18 protein-coding genes are annotated in these 20,772 nt (G+C 67.1%); 1 reads left to right on the forward strand and 17 read right to left on the reverse strand.

Going from position 1 to position 20,772, the window contains the following annotated elements:
- Positions 1 to 228: 228 nt before the first annotated feature.
- The 16 genes from J5T34_RS09555 to ndk form a co-directional block, all read right to left on the reverse strand.
- The gene (locus J5T34_RS09555; protein ID WP_053822054.1) at positions 229 to 792 is read right to left on the reverse strand and encodes a phosphoribosyltransferase; all 564 of its coding nucleotides are present in this window, start codon (positions 790 to 792) and stop codon (positions 229 to 231) included.
- A 132-nt stretch (positions 793 to 924) separates the two neighbouring features.
- Positions 925 to 2,265 (reverse strand): adenylosuccinate synthase, encoded by a 1,341-nt coding sequence (locus J5T34_RS09560; RefSeq protein WP_208579552.1) that lies wholly within the window; start codon positions 2,263 to 2,265, stop codon positions 925 to 927.
- 106 nt (positions 2,266 to 2,371) lie between these two features.
- On the reverse strand, positions 2,372 to 3,523 hold the full coding sequence (locus J5T34_RS09565; RefSeq protein WP_208579553.1) for an ATP phosphoribosyltransferase regulatory subunit: 1,152 nt from the start codon (positions 3,521 to 3,523) through the stop codon (positions 2,372 to 2,374).
- 204 nt (positions 3,524 to 3,727) lie between these two features.
- The gene (gene hflC / locus J5T34_RS09570; protein ID WP_208579554.1) at positions 3,728 to 4,618 is read right to left on the reverse strand and encodes a protease modulator HflC; all 891 of its coding nucleotides are present in this window, start codon (positions 4,616 to 4,618) and stop codon (positions 3,728 to 3,730) included.
- Between the two features lie 13 nt (positions 4,619 to 4,631).
- Positions 4,632 to 5,993 (reverse strand): FtsH protease activity modulator HflK, encoded by a 1,362-nt coding sequence (hflK, locus tag J5T34_RS09575; protein ID WP_208579555.1) that lies wholly within the window; start codon positions 5,991 to 5,993, stop codon positions 4,632 to 4,634.
- Between the two features lie 102 nt (positions 5,994 to 6,095).
- The gene (gene hflX / locus J5T34_RS09580) at positions 6,096 to 7,511 is read right to left on the reverse strand and encodes a GTPase HflX (RefSeq protein ID WP_244258798.1); all 1,416 of its coding nucleotides are present in this window, start codon (positions 7,509 to 7,511) and stop codon (positions 6,096 to 6,098) included.
- A gap of 185 nt (positions 7,512 to 7,696) precedes the next feature.
- Positions 7,697 to 7,936 carry an RNA chaperone Hfq gene (hfq, locus tag J5T34_RS09585; RefSeq protein ID WP_006577126.1) on the reverse strand — a complete coding sequence of 80 codons (240 nt, stop codon included), beginning with the start codon at positions 7,934 to 7,936 and terminating at the stop codon, positions 7,697 to 7,699.
- Positions 7,937 to 8,166: 230 nt separating this feature from the next.
- Complete coding sequence (der, locus tag J5T34_RS09590) at positions 8,167 to 9,510, reverse strand: ribosome biogenesis GTPase Der (RefSeq protein ID WP_208579556.1); 1,344 nt, start codon at positions 9,508 to 9,510, stop codon at positions 8,167 to 8,169.
- A 273-nt stretch (positions 9,511 to 9,783) separates the two neighbouring features.
- The gene (gene bamB, locus J5T34_RS09595) at positions 9,784 to 10,953 is read right to left on the reverse strand and encodes an outer membrane protein assembly factor BamB (protein WP_432207649.1); all 1,170 of its coding nucleotides are present in this window, start codon (positions 10,951 to 10,953) and stop codon (positions 9,784 to 9,786) included.
- Positions 10,954 to 11,096: 143 nt separating this feature from the next.
- Positions 11,097 to 11,729 carry a YfgM family protein gene (locus J5T34_RS09600; RefSeq protein WP_208579558.1) on the reverse strand — a complete coding sequence of 211 codons (633 nt, stop codon included), beginning with the start codon at positions 11,727 to 11,729 and terminating at the stop codon, positions 11,097 to 11,099.
- A gap of 64 nt (positions 11,730 to 11,793) precedes the next feature.
- Complete coding sequence (hisS, locus tag J5T34_RS09605) at positions 11,794 to 13,185, reverse strand: histidine--tRNA ligase (RefSeq protein WP_208579559.1); 1,392 nt, start codon at positions 13,183 to 13,185, stop codon at positions 11,794 to 11,796.
- 59 nt (positions 13,186 to 13,244) lie between these two features.
- Positions 13,245 to 14,537 (reverse strand): flavodoxin-dependent (E)-4-hydroxy-3-methylbut-2-enyl-diphosphate synthase, encoded by a 1,293-nt coding sequence (gene ispG, locus J5T34_RS09610; RefSeq protein WP_208579560.1) that lies wholly within the window; start codon positions 14,535 to 14,537, stop codon positions 13,245 to 13,247.
- A gap of 68 nt (positions 14,538 to 14,605) precedes the next feature.
- On the reverse strand, positions 14,606 to 15,598 hold the full coding sequence (locus tag J5T34_RS09615) for a RodZ domain-containing protein (protein WP_208579561.1): 993 nt from the start codon (positions 15,596 to 15,598) through the stop codon (positions 14,606 to 14,608).
- Positions 15,591 to 16,454 carry a tetratricopeptide repeat protein gene (locus J5T34_RS09620; protein ID WP_244258799.1) on the reverse strand — a complete coding sequence of 288 codons (864 nt, stop codon included), beginning with the start codon at positions 16,452 to 16,454 and terminating at the stop codon, positions 15,591 to 15,593. The genes J5T34_RS09615 and J5T34_RS09620 overlap by 8 nt, the downstream gene beginning before the upstream one ends.
- Positions 16,451 to 17,599, reverse strand: a complete 1,149-nt coding sequence (gene rlmN, locus J5T34_RS09625) for a 23S rRNA (adenine(2503)-C(2))-methyltransferase RlmN (RefSeq protein WP_174108558.1) — start codon at positions 17,597 to 17,599, stop codon at positions 16,451 to 16,453. Before rlmN ends, J5T34_RS09620 begins: the two co-directional genes overlap by 4 nt.
- Before the next feature lie 54 nt (positions 17,600 to 17,653).
- A complete protein-coding gene (gene ndk, locus J5T34_RS09630) occupies positions 17,654 to 18,079 on the reverse strand; it encodes a nucleoside-diphosphate kinase (protein ID WP_208579562.1) in 426 nt (141 codons plus the stop codon).
- A 334-nt stretch (positions 18,080 to 18,413) separates the two neighbouring features.
- On the opposite strand from ndk, the gene J5T34_RS09635 reads away from it, so the two are divergent.
- Positions 18,414 to 19,118, forward strand: coding sequence for a Bax inhibitor-1/YccA family protein (locus tag J5T34_RS09635; protein ID WP_208579563.1), 705 nt, complete (start codon positions 18,414 to 18,416; stop codon positions 19,116 to 19,118).
- Between the two features lie 92 nt (positions 19,119 to 19,210).
- Here the strand turns inward: J5T34_RS09635 and rlmD are convergent, their stop codons facing one another.
- A complete protein-coding gene (rlmD, locus tag J5T34_RS09640) occupies positions 19,211 to 20,728 on the reverse strand; it encodes a 23S rRNA (uracil(1939)-C(5))-methyltransferase RlmD (RefSeq protein ID WP_208579603.1) in 1,518 nt (505 codons plus the stop codon).
- Between the last annotated feature and the right edge of the window lie 44 nt (positions 20,729 to 20,772).

The raw sequence follows: 20,772 nt of genomic DNA on the forward strand, positions 1-20,772 counted from the left end.
TCTGACCAGGCCACGAGCGCTCCCCATCGCCCGTGGGGGCGGCGGGGAAAAAGTAAAAAAAGCACCCCCCCCCCCCCAGTGGGGGGGAGGGGAAAAAAACCATGGGGGGTCCCCCCTCCCCCGGGGGGGAAAAAACACCGAGGGGGGGAGCCCCAAATTGGTTCTCCCCCCCCCCCCTGGGGGGGAGGGGGGGGGGGGGGGGGGGGTGGTTTGAACCAGTCAAAAAAATCAGCCCTGACCGCCCTCGCCCTCCGCCCGCTTGCCGCGCTTGAGCCAGGCGGCCAGGTTATGCGGACGCAGCGTGTCGTATTCCTCGAACGGCTGATGGATCCACGGATTGGTCGGCAGGAAGCTGACATGATAGTCGGGCTTGACCTTCGAGCAGGCCTTGTACCACAGCACCGCCGAACGCACCTCGGTCACCGCGGGATAGCGCTCCTGCAGATGGCGGCCGACGCGTTCCAGCGTCACGCCCGAGTCGACCAGATCGTCGACCAGCAGGATGCGGCCGCTCAGCTCGCCGCGCGTCATCGTGATGTACTGCGCGATGTCGAGATCGCCCTGCACCGTACCCGCCGCCTCGCGGTAGCTGCTGGTCGCCAGGATCGCCAGCGGCACGTCGAAGATGCGCGACATCTGGTCGCCGACGCGCAGGCCGCCGCGCGCCAGGCACAGGATCTTGTCGAAACGCCAGCCCGACTCGTGCACGTTCAGTGCGAGGCGGGCAATCAGCCGGTGGTATTCGTCCCACGAGATCCACAGGTTCTCGTCATCGTTCTGGGGCAGGGTCATCGCTTGCTCTTCGTCGCTGCTTTGTAATGGAGTCGTCCCGCGTGGAAAACGCACGCCGGGGATACAGCAAGGCCCGCTTGCGCGGGCCGGATTGCATTCGGTCGCCGCGGTCTGGCCGCGGCTGACGTTGGATCAGATCAGATACGGATGGCGCAGCAGAATGGTTTCGTCGCGGTCCGGACCCGTCGAGATCATGTCGATCGGAATGCCGACCACTTCCTCGATGCGCTTCAGGTACTGGCGCGCGGCCTCGGGCAGCGCGTCCCAGCTCTTGATGCCGAACGTCGATTCGTTCCAGCCGGCGAAGTCTTCGTAGATCGGCTCGCAGCGCGCCACGGCATCGGAGCCGCGCGGCAGCATGTCGATCTGCTTGCCGTCCAGCGTGTAGCCGACGCACAGGCGGATCGTCTCCAGACCGTCGAGCACGTCCAGCTTGGTCATGCACAGGCCGGACACGCCGTTGATCTGCACCGAGCGCTTGAGCGCCGCGGCATCGAGCCAGCCGGTGCGGCGCGGACGGCCGGTGACCGAGCCGAATTCCTTGCCGACGTTGGCCAGGCGCACGCCGACCGGATCCTGGCGGCGCGGATTGTCGTTGTCGTACAGCTCGCTGGGGAACGGGCCCGCACCGACGCGGGTGCAATAGGCCTTGGTGATGCCGAGGATATAGTGCAGACGGCCCGGACCGACGCCGGCGCCCGCGGTGGCGGCACCCGCCACGCAGTTGCTCGAGGTCACGAACGGATAGGTGCCGTGGTCGACGTCGAGCAGCGTGCCCTGCGCGCCTTCGAACATCAGGTTGTGGCCGGCGGCGTTGACCGCGTACAGCTCGGCCGACACGTCGGCGACCATCGGTGCCAGACGCGGCGCGTAGCTCAGGGCCTCGTCCAGCGTCTGCTGGAAGTCCACCGCCTCGGCGCCCAGATACTGGGTCAGCATGAAGTTGTGCAGGTCGAGGTTCTCGCGCAGGCGCTCGGCGAATTGCTGCGGATCGAACAGATCCTGCACGCGCAGCGCGCGGCGCGCGACCTTGTCTTCATAGGCCGGGCCGATGCCGCGGCCGGTGGTGCCGATCTTGCCGGCGCCACGGCGCACCTCGCGCGCCTTGTCGATGGCGACGTGGTACGGCAGGATCAGCGTGGCCGCTTCGGAAATGCGCAGGCGGTTCTGCACCTGCAGGCCGGCTCCTTCCAGTTCCTCGATCTCGCGGAACAGCGCCTCGGGCGACAGCACCACGCCGTTGCCGATATAGCAGACGGTGCCTTCGCGCATGATCCCCGACGGGATCAGCCGCAAAATGGTTTTCTTGCCGCCGATGATCAGGGTGTGGCCGGCATTGTGGCCACCCTGGAACCGCACCACGCCCTTTGCATGATCGGTAAGCCAATCGACGATTTTTCCTTTGCCTTCGTCACCCCACTGGGTGCCGATCACGACGACGTTGCGTCCCTGGCTTACTGCTGAAGCGGACATGTTGAACTGGTCAGAAGGTTAAAAACGTATTCTACTCTTGTTGCGGGCCGATCCCCGATTTTGACGGGAGAAACGCTCAGTCCGCTCGTGCGGCCGGACCGATCGCTCAGCGCGGCACCACCACCCAGCGGCTGCCCTCGCGCACCAGCTGGCGGTCGCAATTGAATTCGTCGAGCTCGTGCGTGTGGCCCGGCAACGACTGGATCACGATCTCGCCGCCCTCGCGCAGCGCCGCAATCGCGGTGCGCAACGCAGGATCGGGGTCCCACGGCGCGAAGATCGCCAGCGCGCGAACCTCGACCGGCGACAGCGCCGCCACCTCGCGCAGGTCCAGCGAAAAGCCGGTGGCCGGACGCGCGCGCCCGAAGGCCTCGCCCACCTTGTCGTAGCGGCCGCCGCGCGCGACGTGGTTCGGCAGGCCCGCCACGTACGCGGCGAACATGACTCCACTGTGATAGTGGTAACCGCGCAGATCGGCAAGGTCGATATTGACCGTGGCACCGCGCACTTCGGCGGCGAGGAACGCGAGCTCGTCCAGCGCGCGGGCGATGGCCGGGCTGGCGGGCAGCACCGCGCGGGCCCGCTCGATCACCTCGGGGCCGCCGTACAGCGTCGGCAGCGCCAGCAGCGCGTCGCGCTCGACCTCGGGGAATCCGGCCGTCAGTTCGCGCAGCGCCGGCACATCCTTGTTCTCGAGCGCATCGAACAGGGCCTGCTCGTTGCTGCGCGCCGGCGGCAGGCCGTCGAGCAGTGCCGCGACGATGCCGGCATGGCACAGATCCAGCCGCACCTCGCCCAGCCCCGCCGACTGCAGCGCCGCCAGCATCAGGTTCTGGATCTCGACGTCGGCTTCGAGGCCGGCATGGCCGTAGATCTCGGCGCCGACCTGGATGGGTTCGCGCGTCGCATGAAAGCCTGCCGGACGCGCGTGCAGCACGTTGCCGGCGTAGCACAGCCGGGTCACGCCGGGGCGGTTCAGCAGGTGGGCGTCGATACGGGCGACCTGCGGCGTGATATCGGCGCGCAGGCCCATCGTGCGGCCCGACAGCTGGTCGACCAGCTTGAACGTGCGCAGGTCCAGATCGTGGCCGGTGCCGGTCAGCAGCGACTCGATGTACTCCAGCAGCGGCGGCATCACCAGCTCGTAGCCGTAGGTGCGGAACAGATCGAGCATGCGGCGGCGCAGCTCCTCGATCTTGCGGGCCTCCGACGGCAGGACGTCGGCGATGTTCTCGGGCAGGAGCCAGTGGTTCGACATGGAGCTTCTCTGATTCGTGTGGATCGCGCGCCGGGCGCAGGCGGCTCGCGCGAATGGGGTCATCGGTGTGCGGGCGGCCAAGCCAGGGGGCCGCCCTGCCGAGCGAACAAAACCCCGGCAAGCCGGGGTTCGGGCACAGCGGAATTATCGCGCTATTGCACTAGACACTATCGGACGATCGCACTGCGGCGGCCGGCGTGCTGGCTAGCGCCGCGGTGCGGTCTGCGCGCCGCCCGACGACCGCATGTAGCGGAAGAACTCGGAGTCCGGCTCCAGCACCAGCACGTCGCGCTTGTCGCGGAAGGTGTTGCGATAGGCTTCCATGCTGCGCCAGAACTGCGCGAACTGCGGATCGCGGCCGAACGCGTCGGCGTAGATCTGCGAGGCCCGGGCATCGCCCTCGCCCTTGATCTTCTGCGCCTCGCGATAGGCCTCGGCCAGCACCACCTCGCGCTGGCGGTCGGCATCGGCGCGGATCTTCTCGCCCTCGGCCGCGCCGGTCGAACGCAGCTCGTTGGCCACGCGCTTGCGCTCGGCCTCCATGCGGCGGTAGACCGATTCGCTGATCGCCGGCAGCAGGTCGACGCGCTTGAGGCGCACGTCGAGGATCTCGACGCCGACCGACTGGCCGTACTCGCTCATGCTGTTGCGGATGTTCTGCATGACCTTGTCGCGCTCGCCGGCGACGACCTCGGCCACGGTGCGGCGGCCGAATTCCTCGCGCGCCGCGGCATCGATCCGCTGCGTCATGCGGTCCTGGGCGCCGCGCAGATTGCCGCCGAAGGCGACGAAGAACTTGCGCGGATCGGTGATTCGCCATTTGACGAACCAGTCCACCATCATGCTTTTCTTCTCGGCGGTCAGGAAACGCTCGCCGGCGGCCACGTCGATGGTCTGCAGGCGGCGGTCCATGAAGACCACGTTCTGCAGCGGCGGCGGCAGCTTGAAATGCAGGCCGGGGTCGCGCACCACCTGCTTGATCTCGCCGAAGGCGAACACCACGGCGTACTGGCGCTGGTCGACCACGAACACCATCGAGGAGGCGATCGCCAACACGATGAAGAGGCCGATGGCATAGGAAATCAGTCGGTTCATCTGTTTACTCTCCTCAACGGGAATCGCGATCGCGATTGCGCAGCGCTTCGCGCGAGCGCGTGTCGGCGCTGGCGTCGGGCGCCGGCGTCGGCGTGGCCGGCGGCGGCACCGCGCCTGCCATCCCGCGGGGGTCGCCCTGCGACTGCGACATCAGCTTGTCGAGCGGCAGGTAGAGGAGATTGTTGCCCTGTTTCGTATCGACCAGCACCTTGCTGGTATTGGCGTAGATCTGCTGCATCGTTTCCAGATAGATGCGGTCGCGCGTGACCTGCGGCGCCTTGGCGTATTCGTTCTGCACCTGGCGGAAACGCGACGCATCGCCCTCGGCCTGTGCGATTACGCGCGCCTTGTAGGCCTGCGCTTCCTCGGCCAGGCGCGCGGCGGTACCCTGAGCGCGCGGGATCACGTCGTTGGCATAGGCCTGGCCTTCGCTGATCGCGCGCTCGCGGTCCTGGCTGGCCTTGTTGACGTCGTCGAAGGCGGCCTGCACCTGCTCCGGCGGCTGCACGCTCTGCACGTTCACCGAGATCACGCGAATGCCGGTCTTGTACGCCGACAGGATCGCCTGGATCGACTTGGCCAGGCCCTGCGCGATCTGCTCGCGGTTTTCGTACAGCACCGAATCCATCTTGTTGCGGCCGACGATCTCGCGCACCGAGGTCTCGGCGGCCTGCGTCACCAGTTCCTCGTCGCCGCCGCGATCGGTCCGGTTGAAGAACAGGAATTCGGTCGCGTCCTGGATGTCGTACTGCACCGTGAAGCGCACGTCGATGATGTTCTCGTCCTGCGTCAGCATCGACGAGTCCTTCAGATTGCTGTCCTTGATCGAGGTCGAACGGCCCACCTCGACCGAACGCACCGCCGACAGGTTGACGATCTCGGCCGACTGGATCGGCCAGGGCATGCGCCAATTGATGCCGGGACCGGTGGTGTATTTGAACTTGCCGAACTGCAGCACCACCGCGGTCTGGCCTTCCTGCACCATGAAGAAGCCGCTGGCCAGCCAGATCGCGATCACTGCGACCGCGATCACGCCGGCGCCGATGCCCGAACCCTTGCCCGGCGTGCGCGTGCCGCCGCCGAAGTTCTGGTTGTTGTTGCCGCCGCCGTTGTCCTTGCGGCCGAGCAGGCTGTTCAGACGGCGATTGAAATCGCGCCACAACTCGTCCAGGTCCGGCGGACCGTCCTGCGGGCGCTGGTTCTGACGGCCGTTGTCGCGTCCGCCGTCGCGCCCATCCTTGTCCTCGTCGTCCTTGTCGCCACGGCCCCAACGGGGATCGTTCAGCGACAGGATCGCGCGCAGACGCTGCCAGCTGCTCGGCCGACGGGCGCCTCGGGCAAGGCTTGTATCAGAGGTCCGGGAGAACTGGGGCATGTAGGGCACGGTTCCGGGAAAGTTGTAACGAGGGGATTCTAGCAGCCATCGACGCCACTTTTGCTCATTTGATGCCGAAGGCGGCGCATGGCGCCGCCCGCATCAGCTGGCGTCGCGATCGGGAAGGCGGCGAGGGGCCGCCGCCTGGGGGTCGGAATCCGGGTCCAGATCCGGGTCCAACGACGCGTCCGAAGCGGATTCCGGATCCGGGCCGGTGGCGCGCGCCGAGCCGGAACGGGCGCCGGGTTCGACATCTTGTCCGGGGTCCGGGGCATGGGCATCGGCGCCGCGATCGGCAAACTCGACGCCGCCCGCATCGTCTGCGCCATCGCCCTCCCACGGCCGCCGCTCCTGCAGGTCCTGCAATCGCGGATCGGCAGCGTCGGAAGCGGCGGGCCGCTCGGCCAGCCAGCGTGCGGCCTCGACGATCGCATCGCGCAGTTCGTCCAGCCCGATGCCGTCGCGCGCGCTGATGAAGACGCGCACCGGCACGCCGTCCTCGTTGCGCTCCACGCGCGGACCGTGCTCCAGCAGCTCGGGCGCGGCGTCGATCTTGTTCATCACGACGATCTGCGGAATGTCGGCCGCATCGATCTCGGCGAGCACGCGATTGACCTGTTCGATCTGCTCATGCCGCACCGGGCTGGCGGCATCGACCACATGCAGCAGCAGATCGGCATGCACGGTCTCTTCCAGCGTGGCGCGGAAGGCCGCCACCAGCTGGGTCGGCAGGTCGCGGATGAAGCCGACCGTATCGGACAGCACCACATTGCCCAGCCCGTCGAGATAGAGCCGGCGCGAGGTCGTGTCGAGCGTCGCGAACAGCTGGTTGGCCGCATAGGCGCGCGCCTTGGTCAGCGCGTTGAACAGCGTCGACTTGCCCGCGTTGGTATAGCCGACCAGCGAAATGCTCAGCGTCTCGTTGCGGGCGCGAGCACGCCGCTGCGTGCTGTGCTGGCGCTGCAGCCGCGACAGATCCGACTTGAGCCGCTTGGCGCGATCGTCCAGCATGCGGCGGTCCAGTTCGAGCTGACGCTCGCCGGGGCCGCCGCGCATGCCGATACCGCCCTTCTGCCGCTCCAGGTGGCTCCAGGCGCGGACCAGCCGCGAGGCGCGGTATTGCACCTGGGCCAGTTCCACCTGCACCTTGCCGACATGACTCTGTGCGCGCTGGCCGAAGATATCGAGAATCAGGCCGGTGCGGTCGATCACGTGCCGGTTCAGAAAGCGTTCGAGATTGCGCTGCTGCGCGGGACTGAGCGCATGGTTGAACACCACCACGTCGGCATCGAGCGCGTCGGCCGCTTCCTTCAGTTCCTCGGCCTTGCCCGAGCCGATGAACAGCGCCGGGTCCGGACGCGAACGTTTGCCGGTCAGGGTATGCACGGGCGTCGAGCCGGCGGTCGACGTCAGCAACGCCAGTTCGCTCAGACTCTCTTCGAAATCGTGCTTGCCGAAATCGACGCCGACGAGAATGGCGCGGGTGGGTTCGGAGGGGGATGTGGCTCTAGGTTGCAAGCTCGGGGCGCACAGCGGCGCGAGAAAAATCGGGGATCAGAAACAGGGAGGCGCGCTCCGCGACAGGCGGCGAAAAACGCGACGATACAAAGAACGATGCCGCGCCAGCACCGGAGGGCGCTGGCGCGGCGTCGGAGCGTGATTGCCGCGCGTCGGCGCGGCGTGAAATGCGAGCGGCGTCGGAATCAGCCTTCCGCGGAGTCGTCGACGCGGAAATTGACCGCGCGCGCAGGAACGACAGTGGAGATCGCATGCTTGTAGACCATCTGCGTCACGGTGTTACGCAGCAGGACAACATATTGGTCGAAGGATTCGATATTACCTTGCAGCTTGATGCCATTGACGAGGTAGATGGAAACCGGCACGTGCTCCTTGCGCAGCGCGTTCAGGAACGGGTCTTGTAGCAATTGCCCTTTGTTGCTCATGGCACACTCCAAATTTATAGATTTAGTGATCAATGATGGGGATCGATATCCCCGGTTTCAAGTCGGACGACGCAAGATCGCGTCAAAAAAAGTCAAAACGGTACCAGGCCGGCATCAACCAGCGGGGGCTCCCGCTAGTGTGAATTTAGCCGCAGTTCCAAACGAACGCAAACGAAACTTCGGCGCCACAGACGGGGCTGCGGCGCCCCCATCAGGCCGCCTTTTCCGACTCAATCCTTCGATTGCGCGTACGGATTTTTGTTCGTACGAAATTCGATTCGAAGCGGTGTGCCCTTCAGATTGAACGCCGCGCGGAAACGCCCTTCCAGAAAACGCCGATAGGTTTCCGGCACCGCGTTCAGCGAGTTGCCATGCACGACGATGATCGGCGGATTGGAACCACCCTGGTGCGCGTAGCGCATCTTGGGGCGGGTCGCACCGACGCGGCGCGGCTGCTGGAATTCCACGGCGTCATGCAGCACGCGCGTGAGCTTCGGCGTCGGCATCTTGATCATCGCCGCGGCATAGGCCTCGTCCACCGAGCGCAGCAGCGGGCCGATGCCGGTCCGTTCGCGCGCCGAAATGAAGTGGAAATTGGCGAAATCGAGGAACTGCAGCTTGCGCTGCAGATCGTGCTTGATCCGGTCCCGGCTGTGTCCGTCCAGCCCATCCCATTTATTGACGCCGACTACGAGCGCCCGCCCCGACTCGACGATGAAGCCGGCGATATGGGCGTCCTGTTCGGACACGTCCTGCTGCGCGTCGAGCAGCAGCACCACCACGTTGGCATCGGCGATCGACTGCAGCGTCTTGACCACCGAGAACTTCTCGATCGCCTCGAACACCTTGCCGCGCTTGCGCAGGCCCGCGGTATCGATCAGCGTATAAGGCTTGCCGCCCCGCTCGAACTCGACATAGATCGCGTCGCGGGTGGTGCCCGGCATGTCGAACGCGATCACGCGCTCCTCGCCGATCAGCGTATTGACCAGCGTGGACTTGCCCACATTGGGACGACCGACGATCGCGATCTTGGTGCCGCGCGTGTTCTGGTCCTCCGGCTCGCCCAGCTCGGGGCGTTGCTGGACAGCGGCTTCGAGCGCTTCCTCGATCAGCTCGCGCACGCCGTCGCCATGGGTGGCCGAGATCGCATAGGGGTCGCCCATGCCCAGCTCGTAGAAGTCTGCCGCGACCGCGGTGTACTTCATGCCCTCGGCCTTGTTGACCGCCAGCATCACGCGGCGGCCGGTCTTGCGCAGATAGTCGGCGATCACCAGGTCTTGCGGCGCCAGGCCCAGACGGCCGTCGACGATGAAGATGACGACGTCGGCCTCGACCACGGCCTGCCGGGTCTGCTTGGCCATCTCGGCGACGATCCCTTCCTTGGCCACCGGTTCGAAGCCGCCGGTATCGATGACGATATACGGACGGTCGGCGCCGCGTCCCTCGCCATAGTGGCGGTCGCGGGTCAGGCCCGGCAGGTCGGCGACAAGCGCGTCGCGCGAGCGGGTCAGGCGGTTGAATAACGTCGACTTGCCCACATTGGGGCGGCCGACGAGTGCGATCACTGGTTTCATGCAAATCGTGGAGGGCCACGCCGCGCGCGGTGCGCCCGGCATGCCTCCGAAGAATCAGGTTGGTCCGACAGCCTGGCGCAACGCGCCGGGCCGGCAATCCTGTCGGGTGAAATCATTGTGCGGGCGTTGGCCCGCATGACGCATGCGGCCGACACCGCCATCGCGACGGGTCGGCCGTGCAGTCGGATCCGGCGATCGCGCGCACCGACAGGTGAGCGCGCGGTCGCCGGTGGGACGCCCGCCGTGGCGGCCGCCCCTGTTCTTGTCAGGTCTTCAGTCCGGAATATAGCCGTAGACGTCGCCCCCTCGGGTCTGCACCACCAGGGTCTGGCCCGCCACCACCGGCGCGGCGGTGATCGGGCTGCTGCCGGCCCGCACACGCGCGACGAACTTGCCGTCCTCGCGCGACAGGAAGTGCAGGTAGCCTTCGAAGTCGCCGATCACCACCGAGCGGCCCAGCGCCAGCGGCATGCCCAGCGGCCGGTTGCGCAACTGCTCGTTGCGCCAGCGCTCGTTGCCGTTCTGGCGGTCAAAGGCATACACCACCGAATGCTCGTTGGCGGCGAACAGCGAAACGTCGTCCTGGGTCGGCCCGACCGGCGACGAGAAATCCTTGCCCCACTGCGGCTGGCCATTGGCCAGTTCCAGGCAGGCGACGCGGCCCTGGAACGTGGTCGCGCAGACCTGGCGGCCGTTGACCATCGGCAGGCCCGTCACGTCGTTGAGCCGCTCGATCTCGGACACGCCCTTCGGATACGAAATCGTGCTCTCCCAGCGCAGCACGCCGTTGGACGGCGCCAGCACGCCCAGCTTGCCGCCGGGGAAGCCCATCACGATGCCGTCGCCGGCGAACACCATGCCCATCGCGGCGCGCAGGTTCAGCGGCGTCTGCGCGCGCTGGTAGATCCAGCGGCGCTCGCCGGTCTGCGCATCGAGGCCGAGCACGCGGGTATCGGTGGTACGCACGACCACCAGGTCATGGCCGACCAGCGGCGAGGACAGGATCTCGCCATTGATCTGCTTCTTCCACAGCTGCTTGCCGCTGGCGTCGAAGGCGAACACCACGCCCTTCTCGCCCGCCACCGCCGTCACGTTGCCGTCGCTGCCGGGGCCGGTGGTCAGGTCGACATCCGTGTCGACCTTCCACAGCGTGCGGCCGGAGGTGCCGTCGAGCGCCATCACGTCGCCGCCGTGCGACGACACATAGACCTTGTCGCCGACCGCGACCGGCTGCAGCGAATACGGGCCGCTCTTGCCGACGCTGGCGCGCCAGGCTTCCTTGACCGTCAGCGTCTGCGTGACCGGCTGCAGCTGGGCCGGCGGATTCTTGTCGGCCTTGCCGAACAGCGAGCAGCCAGCCAGGGCGGTGGCACAGGCAACGACGAGCGCCTGGGTCAAGCGAACAGGGCGAGAGATCCGGGCAGCGCCGTTAGGCATCGACATCATCTGGTTGCGTTCCTGAAAAAAGGTGGGAAGCGAAGTAGGTAGCGAAGTGGGCAGCGATTCAGCCAATTCCGATCGCCGGGCAATGTGGAGCCGCCATCGATGCACCGGCGAGGCCGCGGCGTCGATGGCGGTGGCTCCGCTTACGCCGTACCCAGGGCGTCCAGCTTGAACTGGATGATCTGGCGCATGCCGGCTTCGTCGACGCCGAGCTTGTCGAGCGCCTGACGGTAAGCTGCGCGCGCCTCGTCGCGCTTGTCCTGCGCCGCCAGCAGATCGCCGCGGCGGTCCGCATACAGCGCGACGAACGGGCCCGGCGGCTCGGTCTTGAGCAGCGCCAGCCCCTGGTCGTAGGCTTTCTCGTCGAGCAGCACGCCGGCCAGCCGGACTCGCGCGAGGTGCTGATACTCACCGTCGCCGTGATCGACCGCCCATTGCAGCTGGCTCTTGGCGCCGGCCAGATCGCCTGCCTCGTACAACACCTTGGCGGCGACCAGCGCCGTCATCTGGCCGTAAGCGGTCTTGCCGTACTTGTTCTCGAGGTCGCCGGCGGCGCGCTTGATCCGCTCGACATCGCGCGCTTCGGCCGCCTTCAGCACCTGCTCGTACAGCACCGCGGCCTCGCCGGCCTGCTTGCGCTGCCACCAGTTCCAGCCGTTCCAGGCCGCGAAGGCCAGCAGGCAGGCGATCAGCAGCCAGGTCAGGAAGTTGCCGTACTGGCGCCACCATGCCTTGATGTTTTCAAGCTGTTCCTGCTCTTCCAGATCGTAAGCCATCTAGTCGTTTCAACCGCGTTGGTTTGTCGTCGGGCAAGCGCGCGCAGCGAGCGCCGCGCCTGCGTCATTGAAGGTCTTCGCCGGCCTCGCCGCCCATGCCGGCGACCATCGATTCGACCAGATAGTCGACCAGGTCCTCGGCGGGCACCGTGGCCTGCTGGCCGTTGTTCTCGGTCTGCCCGTCCGCGGCGCGCAAGGCCTTGACCTGCACCACACCGGCGGCGAGCTCATCCTCGCCAATGATAACGGCATGGGAAGCCCCGCTCGCGTCGGCGCGCTTCATCTGCGACTTGAAGCTGCCGCTCTTGCCGTCCGCGGTGGCATGCACGACCACGTCGAAACCGGCATCGCGCAGCCGTTCCGCCGCGATCATCGCCTGCTGCACGGCGGCCTCGCCCTGGTGCACGACATAGACGTCGCAGGCATCGGCCTGACGCGCCAGCCCTTCCTCGCGCATCAGCTCGATGATCCGCTCGATGCCCATGGCCCAGCCGCAGGCCGGCGCCGACTTGCCGCCCATCTGCGCGATCAGCGGATCGTAGCGGCCGCCGCCGGCAATGGTGCCCTGCGCGCCGAGCTTGTCGGTGATCCACTCGAACACGGTCAGGTTGTAGTAGTCCAGCCCGCGCACCAGACGCGGATTGATCGTGAACGGAATATTGTTGGCCTTCAGCAAGCGCTGCACGCCTTCGAAGTGCGCCAGCGAGGCCTCGCCGAGGAAGTCGATCAGCTTCGGCGCGTTCGCCGCCATTTCCTGCAGTGCCGGATTCTTCGTGTCCAGCACGCGCAGCGGATTGGTGTACAGGCGGCGCTTGCCGTCCTCGTCGAGGATGTCCTGGAAGCCTTCCAGATACTTGATCAGTTCCTGCCGATGGGCCGCGCGCTCGTCGGCCTGGCCCAGCGAATTGATCTCCAGCCGCACGCCGACCAGGCCCAGGTCGTCCCACAGGCGCTGGCACATCAGGATGATCTCGGCGTCGACATCGGGGCCGGCGAAACCGAGCGCCTCGGCGCCGAGCTGATGGAACTGCCGATAGCGGCCGCGCTGCGGACGCTCGTGGCGGAACATCGGGCCGGTGTACCACAGGCGCTTGGGGCCGTCGTACAGCAGGTTGTGCTCGATGGTCGCGCGCACCACCGCCGCCGTGCCCTCGGGGCGCAGCGTCAGTTGCTCGCCGTTCAGCGAATCGGTGAAGGAATACATCTCCTTCTCGACGATGTCGGTGACCTCGCCGATGCCGCGCACGAACAGCTGGGTCGGCTCGACGATCGGCGTACGGATCTGCTGATAGCCGTAGGCGCGCAGCATCGCGCGGGCCGCCTGCTCGAACTGCTCCCACAGCGGGGCGTCGGCGGGCAGCATGTCGTTCATGCCCTTGACGCCCTGCAGCGCGCGGGCCTTGCCTGTGTTCTGGGCGCCGCCGTTGGCCGGCGCCGGATTCTCGGATGCGTTCATGGTTGTCATTCTGTTGCTCGGTCGGCGGCTGCGTTGCTCGCGCTATCCCGGGGAGCGCCTCAATGGGGCGCGCCGGCGCTGGCCGCGGCCTTCCCCTTGCCGTAGTGCGTGCGCACGTATTCGTCGACCATGGCCTGGAATTCCTCGGCGATCCGCTCGCCGCGCAGCGTCTTGACCTTGACGCCGTCGACGAACACCGGCGCGGCCGGCGATTCGCCGGAGCCCGGCAGCGAGATGCCGATATTGGCATGCTTGCTCTCGCCCGGGCCGTTGACGATGCAGCCCATCACGGCCACATCCATTTCCTCGACGCCGGGATACTCGGTCTTCCATACCGGCATCTGCGCGCGCAGATACGACTGGATGCTGGCGGCCAGTTCCTGGAACACCGTGCTGGTGGTGCGGCCGCAGCCCGGGCACGCGATCACCATCGGCGTGAAATTGCGCAGGCCCATGGTCTGCAGGATTTCCTGCGCGACATGGACTTCCTTGTCGCGCGACGCGCCCGGCTCCGGCGTCAGCGAGATGCGGATCGTGTCGCCGATGCCTTCCTGCAGCAGCACCGACAGCGCGGCCGTCGAGGCGACGATCCCCTTGCTGCCCATGCCCGCCTCGGTCAGCCCGAGATGCAGCGCATAGTCGCAGCGGCGCGCCAGTTCGCGGTAGACCGCGATCAGCTCCTGCACCTGCGACACCTTGCACGACAGGATGATCTGCTCGCCCGGCAGGCCGATTTCCTCGGCGCGCTGCGCGGACTCGATCGCCGACGTGATCAGCGCCTCGATCATCACGCTCTGCGCGGGCCACGGTTCGGCGCGCCGGCCGTTCTCGTCCATGATGCGCGCCAGCAGATCCTGATCGAGGCTGCCCCAGTTGACGCCGATGCGCACCGGCTTGCCGTGGCGGCAGGCCATCTCGATCATCTGCGCGAACTGCGTGTCGCGCTTGGCGCCCTGGCCGACATTGCCCGGGTTGATGCGGTACTTCGACAGCGCCTGCGCGCAGGCCGGATGGTCCTGCAGCAGCTTGTGGCCGTTGTAGTGAAAGTCCCCGACCAGCGGCACGTCGATGCCCATCCGGTCGAGCTGGTCGCGGATCGCGGGCACCGCGGCAGCCGCCTCCGGCGTATTGACGGTCACGCGAACGATCTCCGAGCCGGCGCGCGCCAGTTCCTTGATCTGGATCGCGGTGCCGACCGCATCGACGGTGTCGGTATTCGTCATCGACTGCACCCGCACCGGCGCATCGCCGCCGATCGTCACCACGTTGTCGCCCCAGACCACGCGCGCCTGCCGAGTGCGGCGACGCGGCAGCGATCCGGGCAGTACGGGCAGACAGGCCTGTGCGTTCATGGTGTTACCTCGTTGCATTGGCGTGCGGTTGACGAACGGGAACGATCGGAAATCAATCGGCGGAAAAATCAGGGCAGCGTCAGACGCGCCACGTTGTTGCGGTTGGCCGCCTGCAGATCGACCGGCTCGCCGTTGCGGGTCATCGCCGCGACGCCCTTGACGTTGCCGATCACGACCTTGTACGGCGCCGTGCCGCCGCCGACGACTTCGTCGCCGGCCTTGGCGGTCCCGCCCAGCACCACCTTGCCGCTGGCGTCGCGGACCTCATACCAGGTCGGGGCGCTGAAGCGCAGCTGCAGTTCGCCGGCGGCCGATGCTGCCGTCGCGGCGGGCGCTGCGGCTGCCGGCGTGGCCGTGACAGCAGACTCGTTCGCCGCGGCGGACGGACCCGTCACCGGGGCCAGCGGCGTCGCGAGCGTAGCGGACGCATTGGCGGCACCTTCCGTGCCGGTCATCGCGCCCGGTGCCTCGCTGGCGGCGCCGCCCATCACGTGCGGCAGCACCGCGGTGACGGTGCCCGATTCCGCCTCGGGGGCCGCTTCCGTGCCCGACTGCGTGAATTGCTGCTCGCGGGCATCGAGCCATTGCTTGACATGATCGACGCCGAACAGGGCACCGGCGCAGACCACGGCCGCGACTAGCGCGAGCCAGACCCAGCGTCCGCCGGAACCGGACGTGCCGCTGCTGCGAAAGCGCCGGCGATCGTCGAAGCTCGCGTTCAGGCTGCCCTGGCGGCGGATCGCGACCTCGGGTGCCGGGGGCGCGGCCTGGGCATGGAAGCGCGCCAGCAAGGAATCGATGTCGACCTGCAGCAGGCGCGCGTAGGCGCGCATCAGACCCTTGGCGAACGTCAGATCGGGCAAGGCGTCGACATTGCCGGACTCGATCGCATCGACCTTCTGCGCCGGCACCTTCAGCCGCGCACCGACGTCGTGCACCGACAGCCCCTGGGCCGCGCGCGCCTTCGCCAGGCTCGCGCCGATCTCCTGCGCGACCGCGTTGGCGCTGCCGCTCGCATTGGTCGAGACGGCCTGGCCCTCGGCGCGCTCGTGCTCATTCATCCCGTGCTCCTTGTTGGTATGCGCTCGACTCCCGTGAGTCCGGGAAGCGCTTATGTAATTGCGCCAGCAATGCCTGCTGTGCGGCCGCGTCTCCCTCGCGGTGCGCGATGCGGGCGCCCAGCCACAGCGAGGCCGGACTGGCGAAGCGTCCTGCGTTGACCTGCGCCACCTCGGCGCGGGCCCGCGGCAGATCGCCCTGCTTCCAATACAGCAGACCGAGCTGGGTCTGCGCGGCCGCGCGCGTCGCCGCGTCGGCCGATTCGGCAGATTCGGCGCTCGCCGTCGTGCCAGGCTGTGCCAGTGCGCTGGTCAGGCTGCGGTGTGCCGCCTCCAGATCGCCCTGGCGCAACTGGCAGGCACCCAGGCTGGTCAGCATCCTGGCTGCGCCGCCCCTCGAAGGCGCCGCCACCGCGCGCTGCAGCTGAGTCAGCGCCTCGGCGTAGCGTCCCTGTTCGCACAGCAGCCAGCCATAGTTGTTCAGCAGATCGCCGTCGTCCTGGCGGCGCGACAGCGCGGCCCGAAAGCTCTGCTCGGCCTCGGCCGGCCGCCGCAGCGCCATCTGCGCCAGCGCCTGCACGTGATAGGCGTCGGTCAGGGCGGGATCGAGCGCGATCGCCTGGCGGGCCTCATCGAGCGCGATCGCGCTCTGCCCGGCTTGCAGATAGCCGGTGGCCAGCTGCAGCCGCAGGGCTGCGCGCTGATGCGCATCGGCCGGTGCGGGACTGGCGTCCCTTGCCTGCGGCGCCTGTTGTCCCGGCGTGCCTCGGGTGGCGGGCGTGCCTGTCGACTGGCACGCGGTCAGCAGTGCCAGCCCGGCCAGAACCACGGCGGGCAGACCGGCAGGCAGACGCCTCATGCAGATCGCGCCTCCCCGCCCGGCGCCGCCACCACCGGCGGAATCTTGCCGAAGCGGCCGCGCTCGGCAAGCCGGGTGCGATCCTGCACGCGCCCCTCGGCGGCAAGCTGACCGCAGGCGGCGTCGATATCGTCGCCGCGTGTCTTGCGGATCGTCGTCACGATGCCGGCGTCCATCAGCACCTGGGCGAAACGCCGGATCTGCTCGTTGTTCGAGCGCTTGAGCCCCGATTCGGGGAAGGGGTTGAACGGAATCAGGTTGAACTTGCATGGCACGTCGGCCACCAGCTTCAACAATTCCCGCGCATGCTCGACGCCGTCGTTTACGCCATCCAGCATGCAGTATTCGAAGGTGATGAAGTCGCGCGGGGCGAACTCCAGATAGCGGCGGCAGGCCGCCATCAGTTCGGCCAGCGGGTACTTGCGGTTCAGCGGCACCAGCCCGTCGCGCAAGGCGTCGTTCGATGCGTGCAGCGACACCGCCAGCGCAACCGGCAGGTCCTTGGCCAGGCGGTCCATCATCGGCACCACGCCGGAGGTGGACAGCGTGACACGGCGGCGCGACAACCCGTAGGCGTTGTCGTCCAGCATCAGGCGCATCGCCGGCACGACCTGGTCGTAGTTCAGCAGCGGCTCGCCCATGCCCATCATCACCACGTTGGAGATCACGCGATCGTCCTTCGGACCGCGCCCCAGCTGGGTGCGCATCGCGAATTCGGCCATCCACAGCTGGCCGATGATCTCGCCGGTGGTCAGATTGCGCGAGAAGCCCTGCTTGCCGGTCGAACAGAAGCGGCAATTGACCGCGCAGCCGGCCTGCGAGGAAACGCACAGCGTGCCGCGCGTTTCCTCGGGGATGTAGACCGTTTCGACCGCATTGCCGTTGCCCACGTCCAGCAGCCACTTGCGCGTGCCGTCCGCCGACAGATGGTCGGTGATCACGGACGGCGCACGGATTTCGGCGCGCGTGGCCAGCTTCTGGCGCAGCGACTTGGCCAGGTCCGACATCTGGTCGAACTGGCTGGCGCCGAACTGGTGGATCCAGCGCTGCAGCTGCCGCGCGCGAAACGGCTTCTCGCCGAGCTCGCCGCAATAGGTGGCGAGCCCGTCCGCATCCAGATCGAGCAGGTTGACGAGAGCGTTCATGACGGCAGCGGGGGCTTCGGGTAGCAGTCTAGTGTCCGGGTTCAGGCCAGACAATCAGCGCGAGTAAACGTTCATGCCGGGGAAGAAGAACGCCACTTCCGCGGCCGCGGTCTCGGCAGCGTCGGAGCCGTGCACCGCGTTGGCGTCGATGCTGTCGGCGAAATCGGCGCGGATGGTGCCCTTCTCGGCCTTCTTCGGGTCGGTGGCGCCCATCAGCTCACGGTTCTTGGCGATCGCGTTCTCGCCTTCCAGCACCTGGATCATCACCGGGCCGGAGATCATGAAGTCGACCAGATCCTTGAAGAACGGACGCTCCTTGTGCACGGCATAGAACTGCTCGGCTTCGCCGCGCGACAGGTGCGCCATCTTGGCGGCCACGATCTTCAGGCCGGCGCCTTCGAAACGGGCGTAGATCTGACCGATGACGTTCTTGGCCACGGCATCGGGCTTGATAATCGACAGAGTGCGTTCGATCGCCATAAAAACTCCGAAAAATGAAGGGGTTACCAGATTGGGAAACGCAAGATTCTAGCACGAGACCCCGATCGTTTCGAGAACTGGCGCCGGGAAACGAAAGGGGCGGCATTCCGTAGATTATCGCGGCGCACCATCGCTCCGATATGGGACAAAGGGACGGGAACACCGGGCCGCCCCGCCGATCCAAGGCAACGTAAGCGCCTCATCGGTTCCTCGACGGTTTCGCGATTTTTAGTGCTGGTTAAATCACCCAGCACTTGCAATCGTGCAAGGACGATGCCACATTGGCGAGGTGTCCGCCGGCGCTTCCGGCACCGCCCTTCAAAGAGGAGTCATCATGAACGACAAGCTGAACACCTATGGTTTCGGCAATGCCGGCGCGACGGCGGGAGCCGTTACCGTCCGCAATCGGGTCCTGCGCAATACCTACTGGCTGCTCGCGCTGTCGATGGTGCCGACCGTGCTCGGCGCCTGGATCGGCGTGGCCACCGGCTTCAGCTTCATGGCCGCGAGCCCGGGCCTGTCGCTGATCCTGTTCCTCGCGATCGCCTTCGGCTTCTTCTTCGCGATCGAAAAGACCAAGAACAGCGCCATGGGGGTGGTCCTGCTGCTGGCCTTCACGTTCTTCATGGGCCTGATGCTGTCGCGGCTGATCGGCGCGGTATTGCAGTTCTCCAACGGCCCGGCGCTGATCATGTATGCGTTCGGCGGCACCGCCACGATCTTTGCCGCGATGGCGACCATCGCCACGGTCAGCAAGCGCGATTTCTCGAACCTGGGCAAGTTCCTGTTCGTGGGCGTGATCCTGCTGATCCTGGCCTCGGTGGCCAACATCTGGCTGCAGCTGCCCTCGCTGATGATCACCGTCTCGGTGATCGCGATCGGCATCTTCTCGGCCTACATGCTGTACGACGTGCAGCGTGTGGTGAACGGCGGCGAGACCAACTACATCACCGCGACGCTGGCGATCTACCTGGACGTCTACAACGTGTTCGCCAACCTGCTGGCGCTGCTGGGCATCTTCGGCGGCAACCGCGAATAAGCGTTCGCTTCACCACGATGGCGAAGGGCCGGCAATGCCGGCCCTTTTTGTTGCCTTGGCGGGCGACTCCCGCGTCGCCGGCCCCTGCCCCGTCAACCCCGCTCGAACACCGCGATCGACTCGACGTGCGAGGTGTGCGGGAACATGTTGACCACGCCCGCGCCGCGCAAGCGGTAGCCGGCCTCGTGCACCAGCAGGCCGGCATCGCGCGCCAGCGTGGCCGGATTGCACGACACATAGACGATGCGCCCCGGCAGCACGTCGCTGCCCGCCTGCGCCAGTTCGGCCAGCGCCTTGCTGACCGCCAGCGCGCCTTCGCGCGGCGGATCGACCAGCCAGCGATCGAAGCGCCCGAGCGCCGCGATATCCTCGGCACTCACCTCGAACAGATTGCGGCAGGCAAAGCCGACCTTGTGGGCCAGGCCGTTGTACTCGGCATTGGCCAGCGCCCGCGCCGTCAGCGCCTCGCTGCCCTCGATGCCCATTACCTCGCGCCCCTGCGTCGCCAGCGGCAGCGTGAAGTTGCCGATGCCGCAGAACAGGTCCAGCAGCCGGTCGCCCGGCTGGGCATCGAGCAGACGCAGCGCGCGCTTGATCAGCACGCGATTGATCTGATGGTTGACCTGGGTGAAGTCCGTCGGCTTGAACGGCATGCGGATGCCGAATTCCGGCAGCGTGTAGGCCAGCTCCCGATCGAGCGGATAGAACGGCACCACCGTGTCCGGGCCCTTGGGCTGCAGCCAGAACTGCACGTTGTGGCGGTCGGCGAAGGCGCGCAGCAGATCGCGGTCGGCATCGTTGAGCGGCTCGAGGATCCGCAGCACCAGCGCGGTGACGTCCTGCCCGACCGCCAGCTCGATCTGCGGCATCCGGTCGCGAATCGACAGCCCGGCCACCAGCTCGCGCAGCGGCACCAGCAGGGCGGACACGTGCGGCGGCAGCACCTCGCAAGTGGTCATGTCGGCCACATAGCTGCTCTTGCGCTCGTGGAAACCCACCAGCACCCCGCCCTTCTTCGCCACGTGGCGCACCGTCAGCCTGGCCCGGTAGCGATAGCCCCAGTCCGGCCCCGCGATCGGCCGGAACACCATCTCGGGCCGCACCTTGGCGAGATGCCACAGATTGTCTTCCAGTACGCGCTGCTTGATCGCCAGCTGGGCGCGTGCGTCCAGGTGCTGCATCGAACAGCCGCCGCAGACGCCAAAGTTCGCGCACCCCGGCTGCACCCGCATCACCGACGGCTCACGGACCTCCACCAGATGCGCCTGTTCGTAGCTCGGCTTGCGGCGATAGCTCTGGTAGGCCACCGTCTCGCCCGGCAGCGCACCCTCGACAAAGACGACCTTGCCGGGCGTCCCGTCCTCGTTCACCAGCCGTCCGACGCCGCGCGCCTCCATGTCGAGGCTGTCGATCTTCACGGTCGGATGGGCCTGGGCCTCGGCGCCGGCAGCGGGTGCGGCGGCGCCGCCACGCTTGCGAGCGGGAGCGGGCGAAGCAACCGGCTGCTGCACCGGCTCGGGGGTGGATTGCGGGGAAGACACGGCTTGAGACACCAGCGGGACCTGACGTATTGTTTTGCGAAAGCGCGATTGTAGACCAGTCGCCGCGATCCGAACGGACACGACGGCGGTGCGGCGCGCGCGGCAAACCCGCG

The organism is Cupriavidus gilardii (assembly GCF_017598945.1).
GTDB lineage: Bacteria > Pseudomonadota > Gammaproteobacteria > Burkholderiales > Burkholderiaceae > Cupriavidus > Cupriavidus gilardii_E.